Below are 21247 nucleotides of genomic sequence, written 5' to 3'. Positions count from 1 at the left end.
GGTCATTATGAGAAAAATCATTGTTGGTTCAAGACGAAGTAAATTAGCCCTTACCCAAACCAATTGGGTGATCGATCAGTTGAAGGCAATCGACCCTTCTTACGATTTCGAAGTAAAGGAGATTGTGACGAAAGGGGATCAGATCCTGGATGTCACCTTATCCAAAGTGGGCGGTAAAGGATTATTTGTAAAAGAAATCGAGCAGGCGATGCTGGATAAAGAAATCGACATGGCCGTTCACAGTATGAAAGATATGCCGGCTGTTTTGCCAGAAGGACTGACCATCGGAAGCATCCCGGTTCGTGAGGATCACCGTGACGCGTTCATCAGTAAGAATCATGTTGCCCTCAAAGACCTCCCTGGCGGAGCGATCGTCGGAACGAGCAGTCTTAGAAGAGGAGCTCAAATCCTGTCAGTGAGACCGGATCTTGAAATCAAGTGGATCCGCGGCAACATCGATACCCGCCTTTCTAAACTTCAAAATGAAGATTATGATGCCATCATCCTGGCAGCGGCGGGACTATCGCGCATGGGATGGACGTCGGATGTCGTAACGGAATTCCTTGATCCGGACCTTTGCTTGCCGGCTGTCGGTCAAGGGGCCCTTTCGATCGAGTGCAGAAATGATGACGATGAAGTTCTTGAACTGCTAGAGAAGTTCGCGTGCGAAGAGACAACGAGTACAGTGACGGCTGAACGAGCTTTCCTGCATAAAATGGAAGGTGGCTGTCAGGTGCCGATTGCGGGATTTGCCGAGCTGAAGGACAATGGAGATGTTGCATTGACCGGACTTGTCGCTTCTCCGGACGGACAGATGATCTACAAAGAATACATGACGGGTCCAGATCCGAAAGAAGTTGGAGAAAAAGTGGCTGAAAGTTTAACAAAACAAGGGGCAAAAGCCTTGATCGACCAGGTGAAAGAGGAGCTGGATCAATAATGAAGGGTAAGAGGCCTTTAGAACAAGTAAAGGTTTTGATTACTCGTGGCAATGAGGGATCCAGTGAAACCGGGTCGCTCATTGAAAGCGAGGGAGGGGTGCCGATCTTGGTGCCGCTCCTTCATTTTCACCCCCACATAGATCCGTTGGAGGTATCGCTTCATACTTCCCTGCATACATACGATTGGATTATTTTCACCAGTAAAAATGGGGTGAAATTCTTCCTGGAAGCATTAGAAAGACTGGGTATCCCTTTATCCTCATATACGGGAAAATTCGCTGCCGTCGGGACCAAGACGGAGCAGTACTGTCATAAATTCGGCATACCGATTTCATTTGTCCCGGAAAATTTCACAGGTGATGACTTCGCCGAGGAGTTCATTTCTAAAGTGAAGCCTGATGGTCACGTTCTGATTCCAAAAGGGAATCTGGCAAGGAATGTGATTGCGACGGAATTGGCCACAGCGGGAGTCAGCTGTCGGGAATGGATCGTCTATGAAACGGTCCTTCCGGAGAACAGCATCGTGCAGTTGAAAACAATCATTGAAAAAGAACAAGTGGATATCATTACATTTACGAGTTCATCGACGGTCCATCATTTTATGAAGATCATCCGTCAGTATTCCCTCTATGATCACATCAGGGACGTTCCCATTGCGTGTATCGGCCCGATCACAAAAAAAACCGCGGAGCAATACGGATTACATGTAAAAATCTGTCCAAGCGTTTATACTGTAAATGAAATGGTGAATGAGATGAAAGAGTTCATCTCTGCCTGTTAGCTATCAAACATTAGGAGGCTTTTATTATGAAAGACCTGCAATTTAATCGACACCGCCGCTTACGTCAATCGGAAACGATGCGTGCGCTCGTGCGGGAAACACATCTAAGAAAAGAAGATCTAATTTACCCGTTGTTTGTCGTGGAAGGGGAGAACATCAAGAATGTCGTTCCATCCATGCCGGGTGTTTATCATATTTCACTCGATAATTTACAAGCAGAAATGGATGAAGTGGTTTCACTCGGGATCAAGTCCATCATTCTTTTCGGTGTTCCTGCTGAAAAAGACGAGCTGGGAAAACAGGCGTATCATGACCATGGAATCGTCCAGGAGGCAACGCGTTTTGTGAAGGAACGTTACCCGGATCTTGTGGTCATCGCCGATACGTGCCTCTGTCAATATACCAGTCACGGTCACTGCGGGATCGTCAAAGACGGGAAAGTCCTGAATGATGAAACCCTTGATCTGTTGGCCAAAACAGCGGTCAGCCAGGCTGAAGCTGGTGCAGACATCATCGCTCCGTCCAACATGATGGATGGATTCGTAGCAGCCATCCGTCACGGGCTGGACGAAGCAGGCTATCATGATGTGCCGATCATGTCATACGCTGTGAAATATTCATCAAGCTTCTATGGTCCTTTCCGTGACGCGGCTCACTCAACACCTCAATTCGGAGATCGCAGAACGTATCAAATGGACCCGGCGAACCGCATGGAGGCACTAAGAGAAGCGCAGTCTGATATGGAAGAGGGTGCCGACTTCCTTATCGTGAAACCGGCCCTTTCGTATCTGGATATCATGCGTGAAGTGAAAGACCGTTTCAATGCACCGGTTGTCGCCTATAACGTAAGTGGAGAATACAGCATGGTGAAAGCAGCGGCTCAGAACGGCTGGGTAAATGAACAGGAAATCGTCATGGAGAAACTGACCAGCATGAAACGTGCAGGGGCAGATCTCATCATCACGTATTTTGCAAAAGACGTAGCAAACTGGTTATCCTAATTGGTGGAGAATTCCTGTCAGGATGACTGAACGATCACTAAAGGAGGAACCGATATTGCGTTCATATGAGAAATCGAAACAAGCATTTAAGGAAGCTGTAAACCTCATGCCCGGCGGAGTGAACAGTCCCGTCCGTGCATTCAAATCCGTCAAGATGGATCCGATTTTCATGGAAAGGGGAAAAGGATCGAAAATCTATGATATCGATGGGAATGAGTACATCGACTATGTCCTTTCCTGGGGTCCTCTCATTCTTGGTCACAGCAATGACCGGGTTGTGGAATCCATTAAAAAAGTGGCTGAAAACGGGACGAGCTTCGGTGCTCCGACAGAAATTGAAAATAAACTGGCTCAACTGGTGATCGACCGGGTGCCAAGCATCGAGATCGTCCGTATGGTGTCTTCAGGTACGGAAGCGACGATGAGTGCCCTGAGGTTGGCCCGTGGATACACCGGCCGCAATAAGATCATCAAGTTCGAAGGCTGTTACCACGGCCATGGGGACTCCTTATTAATTAAAGCGGGCTCGGGTGTCGCGACACTCGGATTACCAGACAGTCCCGGTGTTCCTGAAGGGGTTGCAAAGAATACGATCACGGTGCCTTACAATGATCTGGAAAGCATCCGTTATGCCTTCGACCAATATGGTGATGACATTGCCGGTGTGATCGTCGAGCCTGTAGCCGGAAACATGGGTGTCGTCCCTCCACAACCGGGCTTCCTGGAAGGCCTGCGTGAGGTAACGGAAAGTCATGGTGCACTATTGATCTTCGATGAAGTCATGACGGGCTTCCGTGTTGGCTATGGCTGTGCACAAGGCTTTTACAATGTGACGCCTGACTTAACCTGCCTGGGGAAAGTCATCGGCGGGGGACTTCCTGTCGGGGCATATGGCGGAAAAGCGGAAATCATGGAAAGGATCGCGCCGAGCGGACCGATCTATCAAGCCGGAACCCTTTCAGGGAATCCGTTAGCCATGACCGCTGGATACGAAACGCTGAGCCAGCTCACTCCAGAAACGTATACCGAGTTTGCGCGCAAAGCAGATCTACTGGAGGAAGGCTTGAAGAAAGCTGCGGAAAAATACAACATTCCTCACAGAATCAATCGTGCAGGCTCCATGATCGGGATCTTCTTTACAAATGAAGAAGTTTCGAACTACGAAGGTGCCAAGTCATCCGATCTTGAGATGTTTGCCGACTACTACCGTGAAATGGCCCATGAAGGGGTATTCCTGCCACCTTCACAGTTTGAAGGACTTTTCTTATCGACAGCCCACAGTGATGACGATATCGAAAAGACGCTGCAGGCAGCGGAAAGAGCGTTTGAAAAAATCAGTAAGAAGTAATGGTAGAAGCCGATCCTTTTGGGGTCGGCTCTTTTTTATGGATTTTCGTTTTCCTATCATATTCCTCCTTTCCGTTTCATAAAGTGATAATGGCATTGTTTACTATTTCTTTGTTTGGAACCTGAAAGGAGGAATTTTCTTTGTCACAAGAACAACAATCGTGCTTACGATTTTCTTTGGAAGAATCAATTTGGTTCAAAAAAGGACAGGAAGTTGAAGAATTGCTATCTATCTCCTTAGATCCTCATATAACGATACAAGAACAAGAGCAGTACGTACTTATCAGGGGCAGCCTCGATTTGACGGGTGAGTATTTACCGACATCACTTAGAGAAGAAGAGGAAGATGAGTTCGAAGCAGGCGGGAAGTTCGTGCAGACAGTGGAAAAGAGGGAGAAGGGTGAATATGAATTTGTCCATAGGTTCCCGGTGGATGTCACAATCCCGAAAAATAGGATCGCGAACCTGGGGGATATTGATGTATTCGTTGAGTCATTTGACTACATCGTCCCTGAAAATGCCTGTTTAAAGCTGAACGCTGACTTGACCATCACCGGCATCTACGGTGAACAGCAGGCTCACACTCCTCTTGAAGCAGAGTATGAAAGAGAAGAAGAATTCGAGCCTCTTTACCGCTCAAGTGCCGTAGCCCAAGCAGAAGAAGTGGAAGAGGCGGAAGAAGAAGTCGAAACCGAAGAAGAAGAAAGAGAAGAAGTGTACGAATACGAAAACTATCATGAAGAAGAAATCACGGGTTATGCTGAAGAAGGCGAGGAAGAAGAGGACCAGGATGACGAGTATCAGCCGTTTAATCTTGAGGGAAGGACTCCACCGGCTGAGCAGGAAGATGAAATTCCTGTCCAGATTCAATACGATACACAGCCGGCTCCTTCCTATGAAGAAGTCGACTACCGGAAAGAGAATGTATTTCAGCTTCCTCAACATGAGCTGAGTGAGTCGTCTGAGGAGCAGCCTGCTGAACCGAAGCCCGCTTATACGCCTCCTCCAGCACCTAAGTACAAGGAGCAGGAGATGGAAGAAGAAGAGTCCTCCTCATCGGCCGTAGAAGCAGAGATGGAAGAGGAAGAAAAGGAAGAAAAGAAAAAGACGAAGGGCAAAAAGAAGTATGAATCCATTTCATTGACTGATTTCTTTGCCCGGAAAGAAGAAGAACGGGGAGCGACTCTTCGTGTATGCATCGTCCAGGAGGGAGAAAACCTGGATTATATAGCGGAAAAATATGATTTGACCATTCCACAGCTATTAAGGGTGAACCAACTCGAAGCGAATCAGGACGTATATGCCGGTCAGGTTCTATATATCCCGAACAGCGAATTCGTTTTCAAGGGATAAAGGAAAATAGCAAGGTCACTCCCATCAGAGGACCATAGAAGCGAATCAAAGTATCATAGTGGAAATGACGGGGCTGACACCAAATTCATTGGGGTTGGTCCGTTTTTTTTAGAAAAGTAATCGTAGAAGGTGAGAGAAATGGCGCAAACGCTGGAGGGATTGAAGCCTGTCTTGCAACCTTATGGGGTCGAACCTCATTTTGTTGAAAGTTACGGAAGGATTTCGAAGGTATTTTCAAATAAAGGCACTCTGGCCGTCAAACAGCTTCCAGCCCAAAATGGCGTGGACTTTGTCCGGAATGTACAATTGCTGTTTCAGCGGGGCTATAATCGGATCGTCCCGATTTATCCCACCATGGATGGCCGCTATGCTGTGTGGAATCAGGGAGATTTATATTACGTCATGCCGTGGCTGATGAACCAGGAAAGAGAAGATCAGTTTGAAAAGCATCAAAAGATGTTCAGGGAATTGGCGAGGCTCCATACTCTTTCCTCCCACGAAGTGAAAATCGATAAGGAAGAGAGAGAGTCCCATTATGAGCAGCTCACGTCAAGATGGGATAAAGAGCAGGCGTTCCTGGATGAATATGTGGAAGCTTGTGAAAAGACCACCTACATGTCCCCTTTTCAATTTCATTATTGCATGTATTACAAAGATGCTTCACAAGCGTTGAAGTTTTCACGAAAAATGCTGGATGAATGGTACGAGGAAACAAAGGAGCTTGAAAAGGTAAGGACCGTGATCACTCATGGAAAGGTTTCGACGGAGCATTTTTTATTCGATGAAAGGGGCTTGGGGTATTTTCATAACTTTGAGAACTCCAAGATGGCGTCGCCGTTTCATGATCTGCTTCCGTTTTTGTCGAGAACCTTGAAGACCTATCCAAAATATTATGAGGAATGCATTGAATGGCTCACCACCTACTTTCAGCATTTTACCGTCCGGAATGAAGAGCGGCTCCTGTTCATGAGCTACCTCGCCTATCCGAGCTCTGTCATTGCCGTTGTGGAAAAATACTTCCATACCCCGAAGGATAAGCGGAATGAACGGAAGTCCCTGAAGAAACTGCAACGTCACTACTGGCTCTTGAAGAATACTGAATACGTGGTCATGCGTCTCGATGAGATGGAGAAGCAGAAGAAAGAGCAGGCCGAACAGGCTGAATAAAAAAAGGACTGACGAATCCACTTTTCGTCAGTTCCTTAAATCCAATCAAAGTATATGGCGAGGCCGATACCGATAAACAGGGTTAACAGAAGGACGTCAAACGTGGTCGGGAGCAGAATCGTGCGGATGCCTTGGAAGATGGTAAAGGGTATGATGAATTGCTTACATATTAATCGGGCGTTCCCCATCCATTTCTGTAACGTGTACTGGTTGATTTTTTTCATCATCATCCACTCACTTTCCTGGGTGTATTCACTACTTTATCTTATGAAACCGGGATGGAATGGTGCCTATGTATGGGCAAAATGAATATTTTTCAATGAAAATGCCAATAATGATTGACGAAAGTTTATCTTATCCTATACTATAATGAGTAAATAAATAATCATGAAAAGCAATGAACAGGAAGAGTACATTGATCCTTACGTTCAGAGAGGAAAATCGTTTGCTGAGAGATTTTCTACGATAAGACATTGGAAGGTCGCCTGTAGAGCTGTTTCTATGAAATGAGAGTAGTAGAAGCCGGTTAAAAGCCGTTATAATCGTCGAGAGTTCAGGAGTCTTCTTTCTCCTGAGAAAAAAGGTGGTACCGCGAATGGAATCCTTCGTCCTTTTCACAGGACGGGGGATTTTTTTATTTTTTTTAGAACGATATAGGAGGAAATCACATGGAAACTCAAGATCAACAATTATCAATGCCGACAAAATATGATCCGAATGCCATTGAACAGGGCCGGTACAAATGGTGGCTCGAAGGCAAATACTTCGAAGCGACAAACGATAAGGAAAAAGAACCTTACACCATTGTCATCCCTCCACCGAACGTAACGGGGAAACTTCATCTTGGCCATGCCTGGGATACAGCATTACAGGACATCCTGACAAGAATGAAACGTATGCAGGGGTACGATGTACTATGGCTGCCGGGTATGGACCATGCCGGGATTGCCACACAGGCAAAAGTGGACGAAAAACTCCGCAGCCAGGGGATTTCACGCTATGACCTCGGTCGTGAGAAATTCGTGGAAGAAACGTGGAAATGGAAAGAAGAATATGCCGAGCACATCCGCCAGCAGTGGGCGAAAGTCGGGCTGGGACTCGATTACAGCCGCGAGCGCTTCACACTTGACGAAGGTCTGTCCGATGCCGTTCAAAAGGTATTCATCGATCTTTACAATAAAGGATTGATCTACCGCGGGGAATATATCATCAACTGGGATCCTGCGACAAAGACGGCACTATCCGATATCGAGGTCATTCATAAAGATGTACAGGGTGCATTCTATCATATGAGATATCCATTGGCTGACGGAAGCGGCCACATTGAAATCGCCACAACCCGTCCTGAAACGATGCTTGGGGACACGGCGGTTGCCGTACACCCTGAAGATGACCGCTACAAGCACCTGATCGGAAAGAACGTCATCCTTCCAATCGTAGGCCGTGAAATCCCGATCGTCGGTGACGATTATGTGGATATGGAATTCGGTTCCGGAGCGGTGAAAATCACACCTGCCCATGACCCGAATGACTTTGAAATCGGTAACCGACATAATCTGGAACGCATCCTTGTGATGAATGAAGATGGTACGATGAACGAGAAAGCTGATAAATATAACGGCATGGACCGTTTTGACTGCCGCAAGCAAATTGTGAAAGATCTACAGGATTCCGGTGTATTGTTCAAGATTGAAGAGCATATGCATTCGGTTGGGCATTCGGAGCGTAGCGGGGCGATTGTCGAGCCTTACCTTTCAAAACAATGGTTCGTTAAGATGGATTCACTGGCGGAAAAGTCCATTCAACTTCAAAAAGAAGAAGACAAAGTAAACTTTGTTCCGGACCGTTTTGAAAACACATATCTTCGCTGGATGGAAAATACACGCGATTGGTGTATCTCCCGTCAGCTCTGGTGGGGACACAGAATTCCTGCCTGGTATCATAATGAGACAGGGGAAATACATGTAGGAGAAGAAGCTCCTGAAGATTTGGAAAACTGGACACAGGAAGATGACGTACTGGACACATGGTTCAGTTCTGCACTATGGCCATTCTCTACATTAGGCTGGCCGGATACAAACGCAGAAGATTTCAAACGTTATTATCCGACAAGTACCCTTGTTACAGGCTATGATATCATTCCTTTCTGGGTTTCACGGATGATTTTCCAAGGGTTGGAGTTTACTGGAGAGCGTCCTTTCAAAGATGTATTGATTCACGGATTGGTTCGTGACGCTGAAGGAAGAAAAATGAGTAAATCTCTTGGCAATGGTATTGACCCGATGGATGTCATCGAAAAATACGGTTCCGACTCCCTTCGTTACTTCCTGACAACGGGAAGCTCACCAGGACAGGATCTGCGCTTTTCATTTGAAAAAGTGGAGTCGGTTTGGAACTTCGCGAATAAGATCTGGAACGCATCCCGATTTGCCCTGATGAACATGGATGGCATGAAATACGACGAAATCGATTTATCAGGTGAGAAGTCTGTAGCGGATAAATGGATCCTCACCCGATTAAATGAAACGATTGAAACGGTGACGCGCCTGGCAGATCGTTATGAGTTCGGTGAAGTTGGACGCTTACTATACAACTTCATCTGGGATGATTTCTGTGACTGGTACATTGAAATGGCGAAGCTGCCTCTATATGGCGAAGACGAAGCGGCGAAAAAGACGACCCGTTCCATCCTGGCTTACGTTCTCGACAACACAATGAGACTGCTGCACCCATTCATGCCGTTTATTACCGAGGAAATATGGCAGAACTTGCCGCATCAAGGCGAATCGATCACTGTAGCGGCCTGGCCGACGGTTGATGATAAGCTGACTGATAAAGGGGCGGCAGAAGAGATGAAGCTTCTGGTTGATATCATCCGTGCCGTACGGAATGTTCGTGCAGAGGTGAACACGCCGATGAGTAAACAGATCAACCTGATGCTGAAAGCCAAGGATGCACATACCCTGACGATCATCGAAAAGAATCAATCGTATATCGAGAAATTCTGTAATCCGGAAAAGCTTGAAATGGGAACGGATGTAGAAGTACCGGAAAAGGCGATGACGGCAGTCGTGACAGGCGTGGATCTGTACCTTCCACTTGAAGGACTGATCAATATCGAAGAAGAAATCGCACGTCTTCAAAAAGAACTGGATAAATGGACGAAGGAAGTATCCCGTGTCCAAGGCAAGCTTAACAATGAAAAGTTTGTAAGCAAAGCCCCTCAGAAAGTAGTCGACGAGGAAAAAGAGAAAGAGAAAGATTATTTAGAGAAACAAGCGACTGTAAAAGCGAGGATCGAAGAGCTTAAATCGCTTTAATGGTACTGAATAAATAGAAGGTAGGGAAGAGGGCTTTAAAATCGGGTCTGATTGACAGGGGGGAACCCTCATCATTCAGGCCTAATTGGGCCCTTTTTCTAATGAAGCCTATGTGGGAGTGAAAAAAATGATGAATTATGAACAAGCTGTCGCGTGGATCCACTCAAGACTCAGACTTGGAATCAAACCGGGATTGATGCGGATGAATCACCTGTTGGAGGAACTCGGGAACCCTCACCAAAAGCTGAAAACCGTCCATATTGCAGGTACGAATGGAAAAGGGTCCACGGTTACCTATTTAAGGAATGTGTTACAGGAATCAGGCTATACAGTCGGAACGTTTACCTCTCCTTATTTTGAACGCTTCAATGAACGGATCAGTATGAATGGAGATCCCGTCAGCGATGGGGATCTGACGCTGCTTGTCGAAAAGATTAAGCCTATCGCGGAAAAGATGGAACAATCGGAATGGGGTGCGCCTTCTGAATTTGAAGTCATCACGGCCATGAGCTTCTATTATTTTGCCGAGTTACAGCCCGTCGACCTCGTCCTTTATGAGGTTGGGCTCGGGGGAAGACTGGATTCGACGAATGTCATCATTCCCATGGTTTCCGTGATCACGAGCATCGGTATGGATCATATGCAGTTTCTTGGGAACAGATTGGAAGATATTTCATTTGAGAAGGCAGGAATCATCAAGCACAGTGTACCTGTCATTTCAGGGGTCCATCAACCAGAAGCAAGGAACGTCATCAAAGATACAGCCCTTGAAAAGGAAAGTGAGCTATTCCAACTTGGGCAGGATTTTACTGCCGAGCGTGTCGCCTTATTGGATAAAGGGGAAAGATTCGAGTATCAATCTCCCGTGCAGCATGACGAGTTCGATCTTTCCATGATCGGAACCCATCAAATCAATAATGCAGCCCTTGCCATCAAAGTCGCCGAGCTCCTTATGAAAAATCAGGAGATGAAAATAGAACCGGAACACATCAAGACAGGATTAAAGAAGGCATCATGGCCGGGGAGGATGGAGGCATTATCCGCTACATGTGAGATTTACATTGATGGTGCCCATAATCCAGAAGGGGTGGATGCCCTTGTGAAGACGATCAACGAACGCTTCCTTCATAAAAAAGTGACCGTCCTTTTCTCGGCACTTCACGATAAAAAGCTAAGACCGATGATCTCTCAATTGGAAGAAGCCGTGGATGAGATCGGATTTACGACCTTTGATTTTCCAAGAGTGGCATCGGTTGAAGAACTTTACGAAGCTTCCGCGCACCCAAAAAAGGCAGAAGTCCATGATTGGAAGAAGTATCTTGAAGAGAAAATCGCCGTCATGGAAGAAGATGAAGTCCTGCTCATAACCGGCTCCTTGTACTTCTTATCGGAAGTGAAACCATATTTACTCCCTTTATTGGAAAATTACAGAAAAAAGTAAGTGACTTTATTCGGGTGCTTTGATAAAATATTCTTAAACTTGTGACTATTTAACTAGTATAGTATGATCAGACTATATAAAATTCATTGTAAACCTATGGGGGATAGATATGACGTTACCATTGAAGAAAAAGCTGTACATATTGCTGGCATGGCTTGCAGTTGTACCGGCTGGTTTATATTTTACATATCAATACTATCCTCCTGAAAATATTGCAGGGAATGAGCTTGAGTTTATAACATTGGTGCTATTTGCCACTTTCATCCCCCTCATGCCCATCGTGATCAACGGTGCGACCATCTTCTTCATCCAGTGGGTGACACTCGTCGGCTTCATCAAGTATGGGCTATTTATTGAGATTGTACTGATGCAGTTCTCGATTATCCCCTTGCTCATAAGGCTCCGGGTGACGAAAAGCGACTGGCACAGGATCCCATTGAATTCACTGATGTTCTTTTTGGTTTCATATATCAGTGGGCTGATCTATTTTATGGTGGGAGGGGAAATCGCCGAAAGGGAACTCGGTCAGTTGATCTTACCGATCCTTTGTTACCAGATCGTATCCATTATGATCAATCAGGTCCTCCTCCTTCTCTACCATCATTATGTGGCTAACAATGACGTGCGTTTTTACAGTAAGGACTTTGTATGGGATTTCACCGCCAATATGATCATGTTCCCTCTTTCTCTCTCACTCTACTATTTGACATTTGAACTGGGGGCGTTTGCCTCGTTGCTGATTGGAGTCCCGTTCGTGAGTCTCTCCATCATCTTAAAGCTCTATAATTCATCTGAGAATATCAATGAATACCTTCAAAAAGCAGGGGAAATCGGTCATCAACTCACAGAAAGCCTAAAGGTCAAAGAAGTCCTGGATATTTTCATCGAGAAAATCATCGAGACCCTCCCTGTCGAATATGCGTATATCCTCGATTGCCATGAGGAGGGGTTGATACTTCTCAGACGTTTTGAAAATGGGGAAATGAAATCGAATAACCTTCGTCCCCTCAAGAAAAACCAGGGGATCAGCGGAGTGGTGTGGGAAACGGGGAAATCCGTCCTGTATACGTCACGGTCGGAATGGACCGATATCGCAGAAGGGTATATGCCTGAGGATGTGGAAAGCGTGTTATGCGTGCCCATCGTCAGGAGCCAGAAGGTGAGGGGAATCCTCCTTCTCGCTTCCTCCAAAAAGAAAGCGTATGAGAAATTCCAATTGATGATCGTCGATATCCTATGCTCCTATTTCGGGATAGCCATAGCCAATGCAAGGCACCATGAGCGGACGAAACAGAACAGTGAACGATGCGCACTTACTGGCCTATACAATTACCGCTACTTCGAGGATCTTCTTTCCATGGAATACAATAATCTCGAGGCAGGAAATAGAAAGAACCTGTCCCTTATCATGCTGGATCTTGACCACTTCAAAGTGATCAATGATAACTACGGTCACCAGAGTGGTAACGAAATCCTGATACAACTGGCGGAACGCTTACGTGCATTGATTTCCACTAAAGGAACCGTGGCAAGATACGGCGGGGAGGAATTTGTGATCCTCCTTCCCGACACGGAACGGGAAGAGGCACTCCACATCGCAGAATATGTCAGGGGCACGATCGCCAATCAGCCGTTCACGCTACATGACAGCCTGGACGAATCCAACAAGCAGATGATGGTAAGAATTACGGCGAGCATCGGCGTATCGACTGCTCCACAGGATGCAGACGACACCATGGCCCTTATCCGTCATGCCGACCGGGCGCTGTATACTGGAGCGAAGCAGGCGGGGAGGAATCGGGTGGCGCAGTATGTGAAATAAGGAAAAGGATGTCTAAAGTAATCGTGGACATCCTTTTTTAATTGAAAATACCATTATGTGAGTATTAAGTCCTATTAAAATAGTTTGAAGATTGATATAATAAATGTATTATAGGATAGCCAAAATGAGGGATATTATGAGAATACAGCCAAAAGTTCCATTCCTGTTCTTCCTGTTTCTTACACTCCTAATGAGTCCGACCATATCATTTGCTAAAGGGAATGCTGATTTACATGTGGATTTTAATGTAACACCGTCACAAAGTGTGATCGTAAAGCCTGCAGAAGGGAATGCAAAAGCGTCATTAGACTTCAATATTATTCCGGCAGGAGAAGTGAAGGAGGCAAAGCGTCCTCCTATTGATGTCGTCTTTATCTTTGATAAATCAGGCTCGATGAATAGCACGAGGGATAAAATGCAAAATGCAAAAGACGGCCTGACCAGTGCTGTCCAATTCTTTGAAAAAAACAAGCAGGAAAATGACCGCTTTTCTCTCATTACCTTTTCTTCCGAGATTGAAACGATCCTTCCGTTAAGCAATGACCTCGATTCTATTAAAACATCTATGTTACATACCACGGCATATGGAGGGACAAATTATACCGATCCATTGCGTGCTGCCAAGCATATGCTGAGAGATTCCAACAACGAAAAGTATATTGTCTTCCTGACCGATGGACAGCCTATGATTGCAACCGCCGTTGAAAAAGTAAAAAAAGAAGAATGTACAAGGCCATTTTGGTTTTTTTGCGGTGAAACAGATCTTGTTGAGAATGATCAACAAGTGATATATGACTTCCAAAACAGATACTCTTATAATAGATGGCTCCATAAAATATATTCCCCGGATACTAGCAAATTGAAGTCATTATGGATTCCTTCTGACTTTTCTATGGATGGCACTTCTTTAAAGTCAGGTTGGTACAATCCAGGGGAGTTGGAAACAAATAGTCAGCAAATGCAGGCGCTTATCAAACAAAAAGGCCTGGAGGTTTCCAAAGAATTATACAACTCGAACATCACGATGCATACACTTGGATACGGTGAAGGTGATCTTGACGACCGATACCTTCAAATGCTGGCAGAACAGACTTCCGGCAGCTTCATCAAAGCAAGTGAGGGAAGTGTCTCGGATGCATTTGAAAAGCTGGCGAATAAAATAAACTCCGTTAAATTGGAAGGGGAAGCAGCCGTACCTTTACCTGCAAACGCAACCGTCGACCGTAACCAATACAAAGTGGTCAATAATACGGTGTATTTACCGTTTTCCACCGTGTATGAAGTGGGCCAGGGATCTCCGTCGCCCATAACCCTATCATTACCTGTGGAATTTACGACAAAGGGTACCTACACCTTTAACCCTTTGAAAATTCAATATAAAACAGCAGAAGAAACGGCATGGAGGAGTACCAATAATAAATCGGTCACGATCCAGGTGAAGGATGATGCACCTGCATCTGTTACAGGAAAGCTTGAACTGAATAAAATCAATCAAGAATTATTCAATTTAATTATTGAGCAAGGAAAAGATACCAACTCATTTACGGGTAAGTATCAGCTGGAGTTCGGAGGCCTGGTAAATCCAAATGCGAAGGGGAACGTAAGTGATATCACCATCTACCAGCCGTTACCTGAAGGGGTGGAAGTCGAAGCCGGCAATAACCTTTCAATAGAAAATGTGAATGGTCAACGAACGGCTGTCATGAGATTGACTCAAAGGATAAATTTTGAGAACGGAAAGTTTTCTCAAACCTCGCTTTCCGCCAATATGAAGATAAAGGCCGTATGGGCCATCAATAATGTAAAGATGCCTCAGCCAAAGGTATCTTACGTTGATTCGAGATATGGTACAGCAGTGGTCAGTAATTTGACCCCAGATCAAAATGAATTAAGTGCTAAAGTAAGAACCCGAAAGTATGATAATCAAAAAGAATATGCCTATGACGGTTTTGCTAACGGAACAATAAAAAAAGTATTGATCTCAGGACAGTGGGAAGCGACTGTCGCTGTTCTGGAGCCGGGCATTAATAACGGCTTCACGAATAAAGCGGTAAAGGGATTAGTGGCTGATCCAACTCAATTAACGATCACCTACAAAGACGGATCAACCGCGGTATTATCATTTATTCCTGCACTGACTGTCAAGGATGCCGTTACCAATAAAGTATTGGAAGATGGGGATTCCATTTCCAATCAGGCTGAATTTTATCTATCTACCGGGGTTCCCGGCAATGATGTGAAGTATCAATATCGGATGTTGAATGAGGATGAAGTGATAGAAGGATGGAATAACATCGACCTTCAGGAAATGAAAACCCTCGACACATTCGGAAAGAATGAAGTACAGGTAAAAGCAAGCGGAGGATTTGCCGTCGATGATCATATTATTGGGAAAACCATCTGGATCGAAGGAGACGAATTAATACGAGTTCCTTCCCTGATTGAATTATACGTGGGTGAAACGAAGTCTTTCGATATCGATGTCTTCCCTTTTGGGAAACCAAATAATAATTATAATGTCCTGGTGACTCAAGGGAACGACGGGGTAATCAACTCTGAGTATACTCAAGTCCGTTCTACCAAGGAGAATAGAATGACAGGTTTATCCCCTGGTGAAGATAACGTTATTGTAGAAACGAAAAATGGGAAGTTTAAAAAGACTATCCGCGTCATTGTGAAGTCTAAGTTCATAGATCTTGAAAGCATGGATTTCACTAAATCGAAATATACTCTGCTTCTGGAGGGGAACGATTTCGACGTTCATTCAAACTTGATCTTTAATCCTCATGATGCCACCAATAAAAATATTAAGACTGTCACTGATACAGGGAATGGCATAGTCGAGATAACAAGGGAAAATGACGTATGGAAAATAACCCCGAAGAGTAAAGGTTTGACGACCATCACTGTAACTTCCGATGAAGACCCCGATATTAAAGCCACAGCCATTTTTGAGGTGGTTTCAGAAGAAGGTGGAAATCCGGGTACAGAAAATGGAAGTATCGATGGCAGATGGTAAAATGAAAAGCGAAGCTATGAGCAATCATAGCTTCGCTTTTTTTACTCCACAATTATTTCATCACCAATTAGGGAGAGGGAGTCCACCTTGGGAAGATCATCCAATTTGGAGAGCAGTACATCTTTATTATAATGAACGATGAATCGCGATAATTTCTTTTCCTGGTTAGAAAAGAGATCACTTTGTATCGTATCCATGCTGTCAACATCCCCACGTACGGCGTTTACAGTCAGGTTTCCCTTCGAAAAGACGCCACCGTTCACATAAAAGAGGGAGCCGACACCATATAATGTTGCGTCACTATCGGTGTATAAGAAAGCCTGAAGAGGCTTAATATTTTCTGATGCATCAGGCAAAAGGTCAGCCTCTCTCTTTTCTTCTTCATCCGTATAGTATTGGAATTCATTCATCCTTGTGACTAATAGTTCTCCTTTTGAAAGTAAAATCAATTGACCCCGTTGATTGGAATTACCAGGATTATCTTTACCGGTAATATTCAAATTCGAAATACTTGTCTTTCCTTTTGCGTAAATGACAGAATCAAATTCAATTTCATCGTTTTCGTCGTCGGGATCATTGGCGTCACCCTGTATCGTTAGGTTACGTCCCGAGTAGATGTTCCCTTCAATGGAAGATGTAGAGTTTTGGGACTGAAACAACACATCATCAAAACTGACTATATTCTTTTTCAGAATTACCGGGGCATTTGCTTCAATCGATACCTTTCCGGCAGCGACAATATTTCCGATTGACATCTCCCCTGTTGCGTTCGATATGGTTACATTTCCGGTAGAGATGATATTCCCAATATCCATTTTGGAATTTGCAAGAATGTTTACATCACCTTGGACAATCAGGTCTACGCCGTGATGTCGTAACCCTTTTACCGTGATACTTTGATCCGCTTTTACAGTCCCCTGTACATTTTCACTCAATATTCCATTTACCAAAGGGAAGAAAAGGGGGCTGTCGGTTAGATAGTTGGCCATTATCGAATTCCTTATATTAGCCTTGGTCAACGCCTGATCAAGTGAAAGCCCAAGAGAGTCCAATACTTTCCCAACCTCCTCCCCGTACGTTCGATCGAAGGAGATGTCAGTGAATTGGCTGTCCTGCTTTATGTCCGGGGGTGGCAGGTGCGGGTAAAACTGACGGGTGTCCACCAGGGATTTCATGTGGTCATAATTCACTTTGTCGTAGCTTGTATACAAATCTCCGACAATGGAAGGGAATGGTGCACTCACTTTCTTGTCATCGAGATTGGACAATTGATAGTTTGCATCTTCACTGATTCCGAGTGAGTGAGCATAAAGGTTTCCGACCAGATGGGGTGAACCGTTCAACTGTAGCTGTTCACGGGAACCTAACGTATACTTCAGGAAGCTTGGAATGGGGGAAAGGATGATTCTCTTACGAACGATTTTTTCAACCTTTCCTTCCTCGGAATCAGGATTTTTCGTATTGACGATAATCTCATATACCCTTGTAAGGTTCGTGTCGAGAAAATCCATGCCGAATGTTTGATACTGAAGGGTATTGGCTTTCCCGCAATGGGCTCCCAGTAAATTCGAAGCTTGATTGCCGCTGACATCCACAATCGTAATGCATTTGATCGTATCAGAAGATTGGTAGGATGGGATGATCTCTGTTTGAATGAAGTCCCTTACTTTTGAGTTCATATTTACAGGAGATAATTGGTTGATTTCCAACTGTTTAGTGGGCTGCAATTGGAATGCAAGCTTGGCAGAGATTTCTTCAACCGCTTTTAAGCCTTCGTATGTAATATCAATATCTGTTTCCCTGACTTCTGTCCGCTTGGCTCCTCCTATCGTTGAACTCATGATGGCCATGCCGATCGTCACCATGACAAGGGAGGTGATTAAAACGGTCAGCAACGCATTTCCTCGTTGATTTGTTAACAAATGATTCCCTCCCTTCTAGAAGCCGAAGCGACTCTCTAATTGAAGTGTTTTATTGAATTGTGGATGAGTCACTTTATATGTCATTTGAATCATCGCATCCGTACATGGATCAGACGTACAGCTCGTTGAAACCGTGGATCCTGAAAAGTCGGATGTAGTAGCCAGTATCTCACCGTCGAAGCTCCATTGCGCTTTCCCGTCAATGGTTATCAGCTCCAATGCCTGTTCATCATGTGAAACGTCTTCATCTCTCACGTCATAGAAGGATTTTCCGGAGTAGGAAGATACACTTTTTTCAGTGTTATTCACGAATTTAATGCATCCTGTTTGCTCAGGGGTACATTCTTCGACGCTGTCAAAGGGGTAGGAATATAAATGTTTCATTACCATGGAAGAGACATAATCAGCATCTTCACGTAGCTGGGCATCTATCGATACTTTTTCATAGACTTTATAACCAGTGATCAAGGCGCCATATGTAACGGGCAAAAGAATAGCCGATATAGCTAGGGTGATCAACAATTCAATCAAAGTGATCCCTTTATTATCGAATATCTTCACTTTTAACTTTTCCATCAACACTCGTGCTGTAAGCTTTATCATTCATATTCCACCTCACTTTAACTGTAATCGGAGTATAGTAATCCATTTCTTCAGGAGGGGATACTTCATCGGAAAAGATGGTTGCTTCATATTCTAATCCATTAATCGTAATCTGCTTCTTGCCGGGACAGGTGTTATGTATTTCAGATTCAGAGAACAGTGTATATTTCTCTTCACAAATGAGTAATGTTAGGTATTCAGCATCAGGGGACTTATCACCTATATTCACATCATGAAAAAAGTTCCTGACTTCGAGGAAGTTCTGCTTTTCCATGAACATGAGGACATTCCTGGCTACATTGACTCCTACCGTCTTCTTTTGATTGGCATTTGTATATGTACTGGATTGAAGGAAGAAATTCATGAATGACAGCAGGACGATTCCCAGTATGGTGATGGAAACCAACAGTTCTATCAACGTGAAGCCTCTATTATTTTTTACTATTTTTGTGCGTTTCACCCCAACACCTGCTTTCAATCTACCTAACTTTATTATACAATATTTAATAGTCGAAACTTGTTAAAAAAAGTCTAATTTATAAGAAATATATCATAGGGAGGAGCTGAATGTAAGATGATTTACCTATTTTCGTTACTGGCACTTATTCTGCTGTTGCCTATTTTATATTTCATTCCAATCGGGATCTCCCATGGAGGGAAGCTATTGATCGCAGGCGTATCATTTGGGTTGACGCTATTGGGGTTAGTCGCATCTGCCCAATACCCGATGTGGTTAATTGGTCTGATGTTACTTGCTTTGCTGGCCATCCTCTCATACGTCATGGAACAGCGTTTTAGCGGGCTATTGGTAGTGTCTGCAGGTCATGACCAGGATGTGAAAGAAGAACAATGGCACGAAACTCCTGCAAATGTTGAATTTGAATTCAAGTCTGACTTACATAGTGACAAAGAAGTATCAAATGAAGTTTCTGAAGTGAAAGATGTGGAAGAAATCGCTGCGGTTGAAGAGTTTGTTAATGAAAGAGAGTCTGAGGATCATAATCAAGAGGATATGGTGCTAAGAAAAGAAACGCTGGAAACCTTTGAAGACATCGAGCCTTTACAGGAACAGGAAGAGGTAATGCCCGTACATGCTGTTCAAGAAACAGCCTCAACACAGGTTCAGGAAGACGAGAGTGAATGGTTTATAGAAAATGCAAACGAATTGAATGAAGAACCTGATGTGACCGAAGAGGACTTCGAGTTGTTTGAGGGTGATTTGAGTGAGATTGAAAGCATGATCAAAGACCCGGAAGAAATAGCAGTAGAGGAAACGGAAGAAACAGAGGTATACATGGGAGAGTTAGCTGAAATAATCGATGAAAGTGATGAACCGGTTTTTGAAGAGATAGAGGAGCCTGTGAATGCAGGGAAAGAGGCAGTTCTTGAAGATTCCATCGATGGGGAAGACGAGTTGATCGATCATAATGGTGCAGAAGGTGACGACTTTATAGACGAACTTCCAAAGCGCAGCAGAATCATGAGAGAAGTAATGAAGACCATGATTGAACAGATCACACTTTCCAAGAGTCTGTTATCCGATGACCAGATGGAAAATATGATAAAGCATTATTTACATCCAAGTTTACACGATCAAGATTACTATACATTTGCAAGGATATTAATGGATCATTACATATCAACGAAGCAATATGAAGATTTGGATATCTTCATTAAAGGGATCGAAGAGAGATTCAGGGAGTACCCTTATATCATAATGGATCTGGAACATACAAAGGAATACGCGTGGGAAATGACACGAAACTAAATTGATGGAATAGGTGAGATGACATGAAGAAAAGTGCAGAAATGAAAGCTTTACCGATTATCAGTATTAATGATGGAAGTGAAATAGGGAGAGTGAAATCCCTTGTTATAAATCCGGAGAAAGGCTCAGTCGACTTCTTGACCATCGAACATGAAGACTGGCAGGTGAGTGTGAAAGCCATCCCTTTTAAAAAGGTAGTCGGGATCGGGGAATATGCTGTGACCGTCGAAAACGAGAATGCGGTCATTGATTTGAATGAAATTCCTATCGCAAATCAGCTGGTGAACAAGAAGATTAAGATCAATGATACCCGTGTCATGACCCGTAAAGGACAAATGATCGGTAGTATCCAGGAATTTTATGTGGATGATGAAACAGGGGCCATCGTTTCATTGGAGTTACAGTCGAAGGACAATACTTATTTCCTTGCAACAGAACATGTACTCACTTTCGGGAAAGATATCCTCATCGTTAACGAAGATGCTGTAGAATATTTTAAAGATTCATTGAATCAACTCAGAGATCCTCTACCTGTGGTCGAAGAAGTGGTCGAAGCCACACCGCAACAACAGGGACTGGAAACAATCAAATCGAAACAGACAGAACTATTGGCGGGTAAAAGCGTGACGGAAGATATTTACAACTTAGAAGGGGATTTGTTGATCGCCAAGGGTTCCTCTTTATCGGAATCAGACATCAAAGCCGCTCAAGAAGCGGGACCATCTGTATTTGTTGATTTAACGATGAATATTAAGTAGGGAA

At 44.2% G+C, this 21247-nt stretch carries 16 protein-coding genes and 1 other annotated feature; of the genes, 12 read left to right on the top strand and 4 right to left on the bottom strand.

What is annotated here, in order from left to right:
- Positions 1-7: 7 nt before the first annotated feature.
- From hemC to ysxE, 6 genes are all read left to right on the top strand, one after another.
- Positions 8-940, top strand: a complete 933-nt coding sequence (gene hemC, locus BVI01S_RS11410) for a hydroxymethylbilane synthase (protein ID WP_061810219.1) — start codon at positions 8-10, stop codon at positions 938-940.
- Positions 940-1722, top strand: coding sequence for a uroporphyrinogen-III synthase (locus tag BVI01S_RS11405; RefSeq protein WP_061810218.1), 783 nt, complete (start codon positions 940-942; stop codon positions 1720-1722). Before hemC ends, BVI01S_RS11405 begins: the two co-directional genes overlap by 1 nt.
- 26 nt (positions 1723-1748) lie before the next feature.
- On the top strand, positions 1749-2723 hold the full coding sequence (gene hemB / locus BVI01S_RS11400) for a porphobilinogen synthase (protein ID WP_034757163.1): 975 nt from the start codon (positions 1749-1751) through the stop codon (positions 2721-2723).
- 55 nt (positions 2724-2778) lie between these two features.
- Positions 2779-4071, top strand: a complete 1293-nt coding sequence (hemL, locus tag BVI01S_RS11395; protein ID WP_061810217.1) for a glutamate-1-semialdehyde 2,1-aminomutase — start codon at positions 2779-2781, stop codon at positions 4069-4071.
- A gap of 140 nt (positions 4072-4211) precedes the next feature.
- Positions 4212-5423 carry a stage VI sporulation protein D gene (gene spoVID / locus BVI01S_RS11390; protein WP_061810216.1) on the top strand — a complete coding sequence of 404 codons (1212 nt, stop codon included), beginning with the start codon at positions 4212-4214 and terminating at the stop codon, positions 5421-5423.
- A gap of 138 nt (positions 5424-5561) precedes the next feature.
- The gene (ysxE, locus tag BVI01S_RS11385) at positions 5562-6590 is read left to right on the top strand and encodes a spore coat protein YsxE (protein WP_061810215.1); all 1029 of its coding nucleotides are present in this window, start codon (positions 5562-5564) and stop codon (positions 6588-6590) included.
- 35 nt (positions 6591-6625) lie between these two features.
- On the opposite strand, the gene BVI01S_RS11380 is transcribed toward ysxE, so the two are convergent.
- Positions 6626-6817 carry a YszA family small membrane protein gene (locus tag BVI01S_RS11380; protein WP_491571934.1) on the bottom strand — a complete coding sequence of 64 codons (192 nt, stop codon included), beginning with the start codon at positions 6815-6817 and terminating at the stop codon, positions 6626-6628.
- A 161-nt stretch (positions 6818-6978) separates the two neighbouring features.
- Positions 6979-7206, top strand: a binding site (T-box leader).
- A 52-nt stretch (positions 7207-7258) separates the two neighbouring features.
- Here BVI01S_RS11380 and BVI01S_RS11375 point away from each other — a divergent pair.
- From BVI01S_RS11375 to BVI01S_RS11360, 4 genes are all read left to right on the top strand, one after another.
- The gene (locus tag BVI01S_RS11375) at positions 7259-9910 is read left to right on the top strand and encodes a valine--tRNA ligase (RefSeq protein ID WP_061810214.1); all 2652 of its coding nucleotides are present in this window, start codon (positions 7259-7261) and stop codon (positions 9908-9910) included.
- A gap of 127 nt (positions 9911-10037) precedes the next feature.
- A complete protein-coding gene (locus BVI01S_RS11370; RefSeq protein WP_061810236.1) occupies positions 10038-11351 on the top strand; it encodes a bifunctional folylpolyglutamate synthase/dihydrofolate synthase in 1314 nt (437 codons plus the stop codon).
- Positions 11352-11460: 109 nt separating this feature from the next.
- Positions 11461-13173, top strand: coding sequence for a sensor domain-containing diguanylate cyclase (locus tag BVI01S_RS11365; protein ID WP_082804716.1), 1713 nt, complete (start codon positions 11461-11463; stop codon positions 13171-13173).
- A gap of 136 nt (positions 13174-13309) precedes the next feature.
- Complete coding sequence (locus BVI01S_RS11360; protein ID WP_061810213.1) at positions 13310-16192, top strand: vWA domain-containing protein; 2883 nt, start codon at positions 13310-13312, stop codon at positions 16190-16192.
- A gap of 41 nt (positions 16193-16233) precedes the next feature.
- Here the strand turns inward: BVI01S_RS11360 and BVI01S_RS11355 are convergent, their stop codons facing one another.
- From BVI01S_RS11355 to BVI01S_RS11345, 3 genes are read right to left on the bottom strand one after another with little or no spacing between them, the layout of a single operon-like run.
- Positions 16234-18114 carry a polymer-forming cytoskeletal protein gene (locus BVI01S_RS11355; protein WP_061810212.1) on the bottom strand — a complete coding sequence of 627 codons (1881 nt, stop codon included), beginning with the start codon at positions 18112-18114 and terminating at the stop codon, positions 16234-16236.
- A 15-nt stretch (positions 18115-18129) separates the two neighbouring features.
- The gene (locus BVI01S_RS11350) at positions 18130-18717 is read right to left on the bottom strand and encodes a PilW family protein (RefSeq protein WP_079532479.1); all 588 of its coding nucleotides are present in this window, start codon (positions 18715-18717) and stop codon (positions 18130-18132) included.
- A complete protein-coding gene (locus BVI01S_RS11345; RefSeq protein WP_167562114.1) occupies positions 18659-19177 on the bottom strand; it encodes a type IV pilus modification PilV family protein in 519 nt (172 codons plus the stop codon). The genes BVI01S_RS11350 and BVI01S_RS11345 overlap by 59 nt, the downstream gene beginning before the upstream one ends.
- 114 nt (positions 19178-19291) lie before the next feature.
- Here BVI01S_RS11345 and BVI01S_RS11340 point away from each other — a divergent pair, with 114 nt between their 5' ends.
- Together BVI01S_RS11340 and BVI01S_RS11335 are read left to right on the top strand one after the other, a co-directional pair.
- Positions 19292-20485 (top strand): hypothetical protein, encoded by a 1194-nt coding sequence (locus BVI01S_RS11340; protein ID WP_061810209.1) that lies wholly within the window; start codon positions 19292-19294, stop codon positions 20483-20485.
- Between the two features lie 23 nt (positions 20486-20508).
- Positions 20509-21243 carry a PRC-barrel domain-containing protein gene (locus BVI01S_RS11335; RefSeq protein WP_061810208.1) on the top strand — a complete coding sequence of 245 codons (735 nt, stop codon included), beginning with the start codon at positions 20509-20511 and terminating at the stop codon, positions 21241-21243.
- Positions 21244-21247 lie beyond the last annotated feature (4 nt).

The sequence above is a fragment of the Rossellomorea vietnamensis NBRC 101237 genome (assembly GCF_001591825.1).
In the GTDB taxonomy this organism is placed as follows: domain Bacteria; phylum Bacillota; class Bacilli; order Bacillales; family Bacillaceae_B; genus Rossellomorea; species Rossellomorea vietnamensis.
Note: the sequence above shows the minus strand (reverse complement) of the source record. Positions and strands in the feature narration are given on the sequence as shown.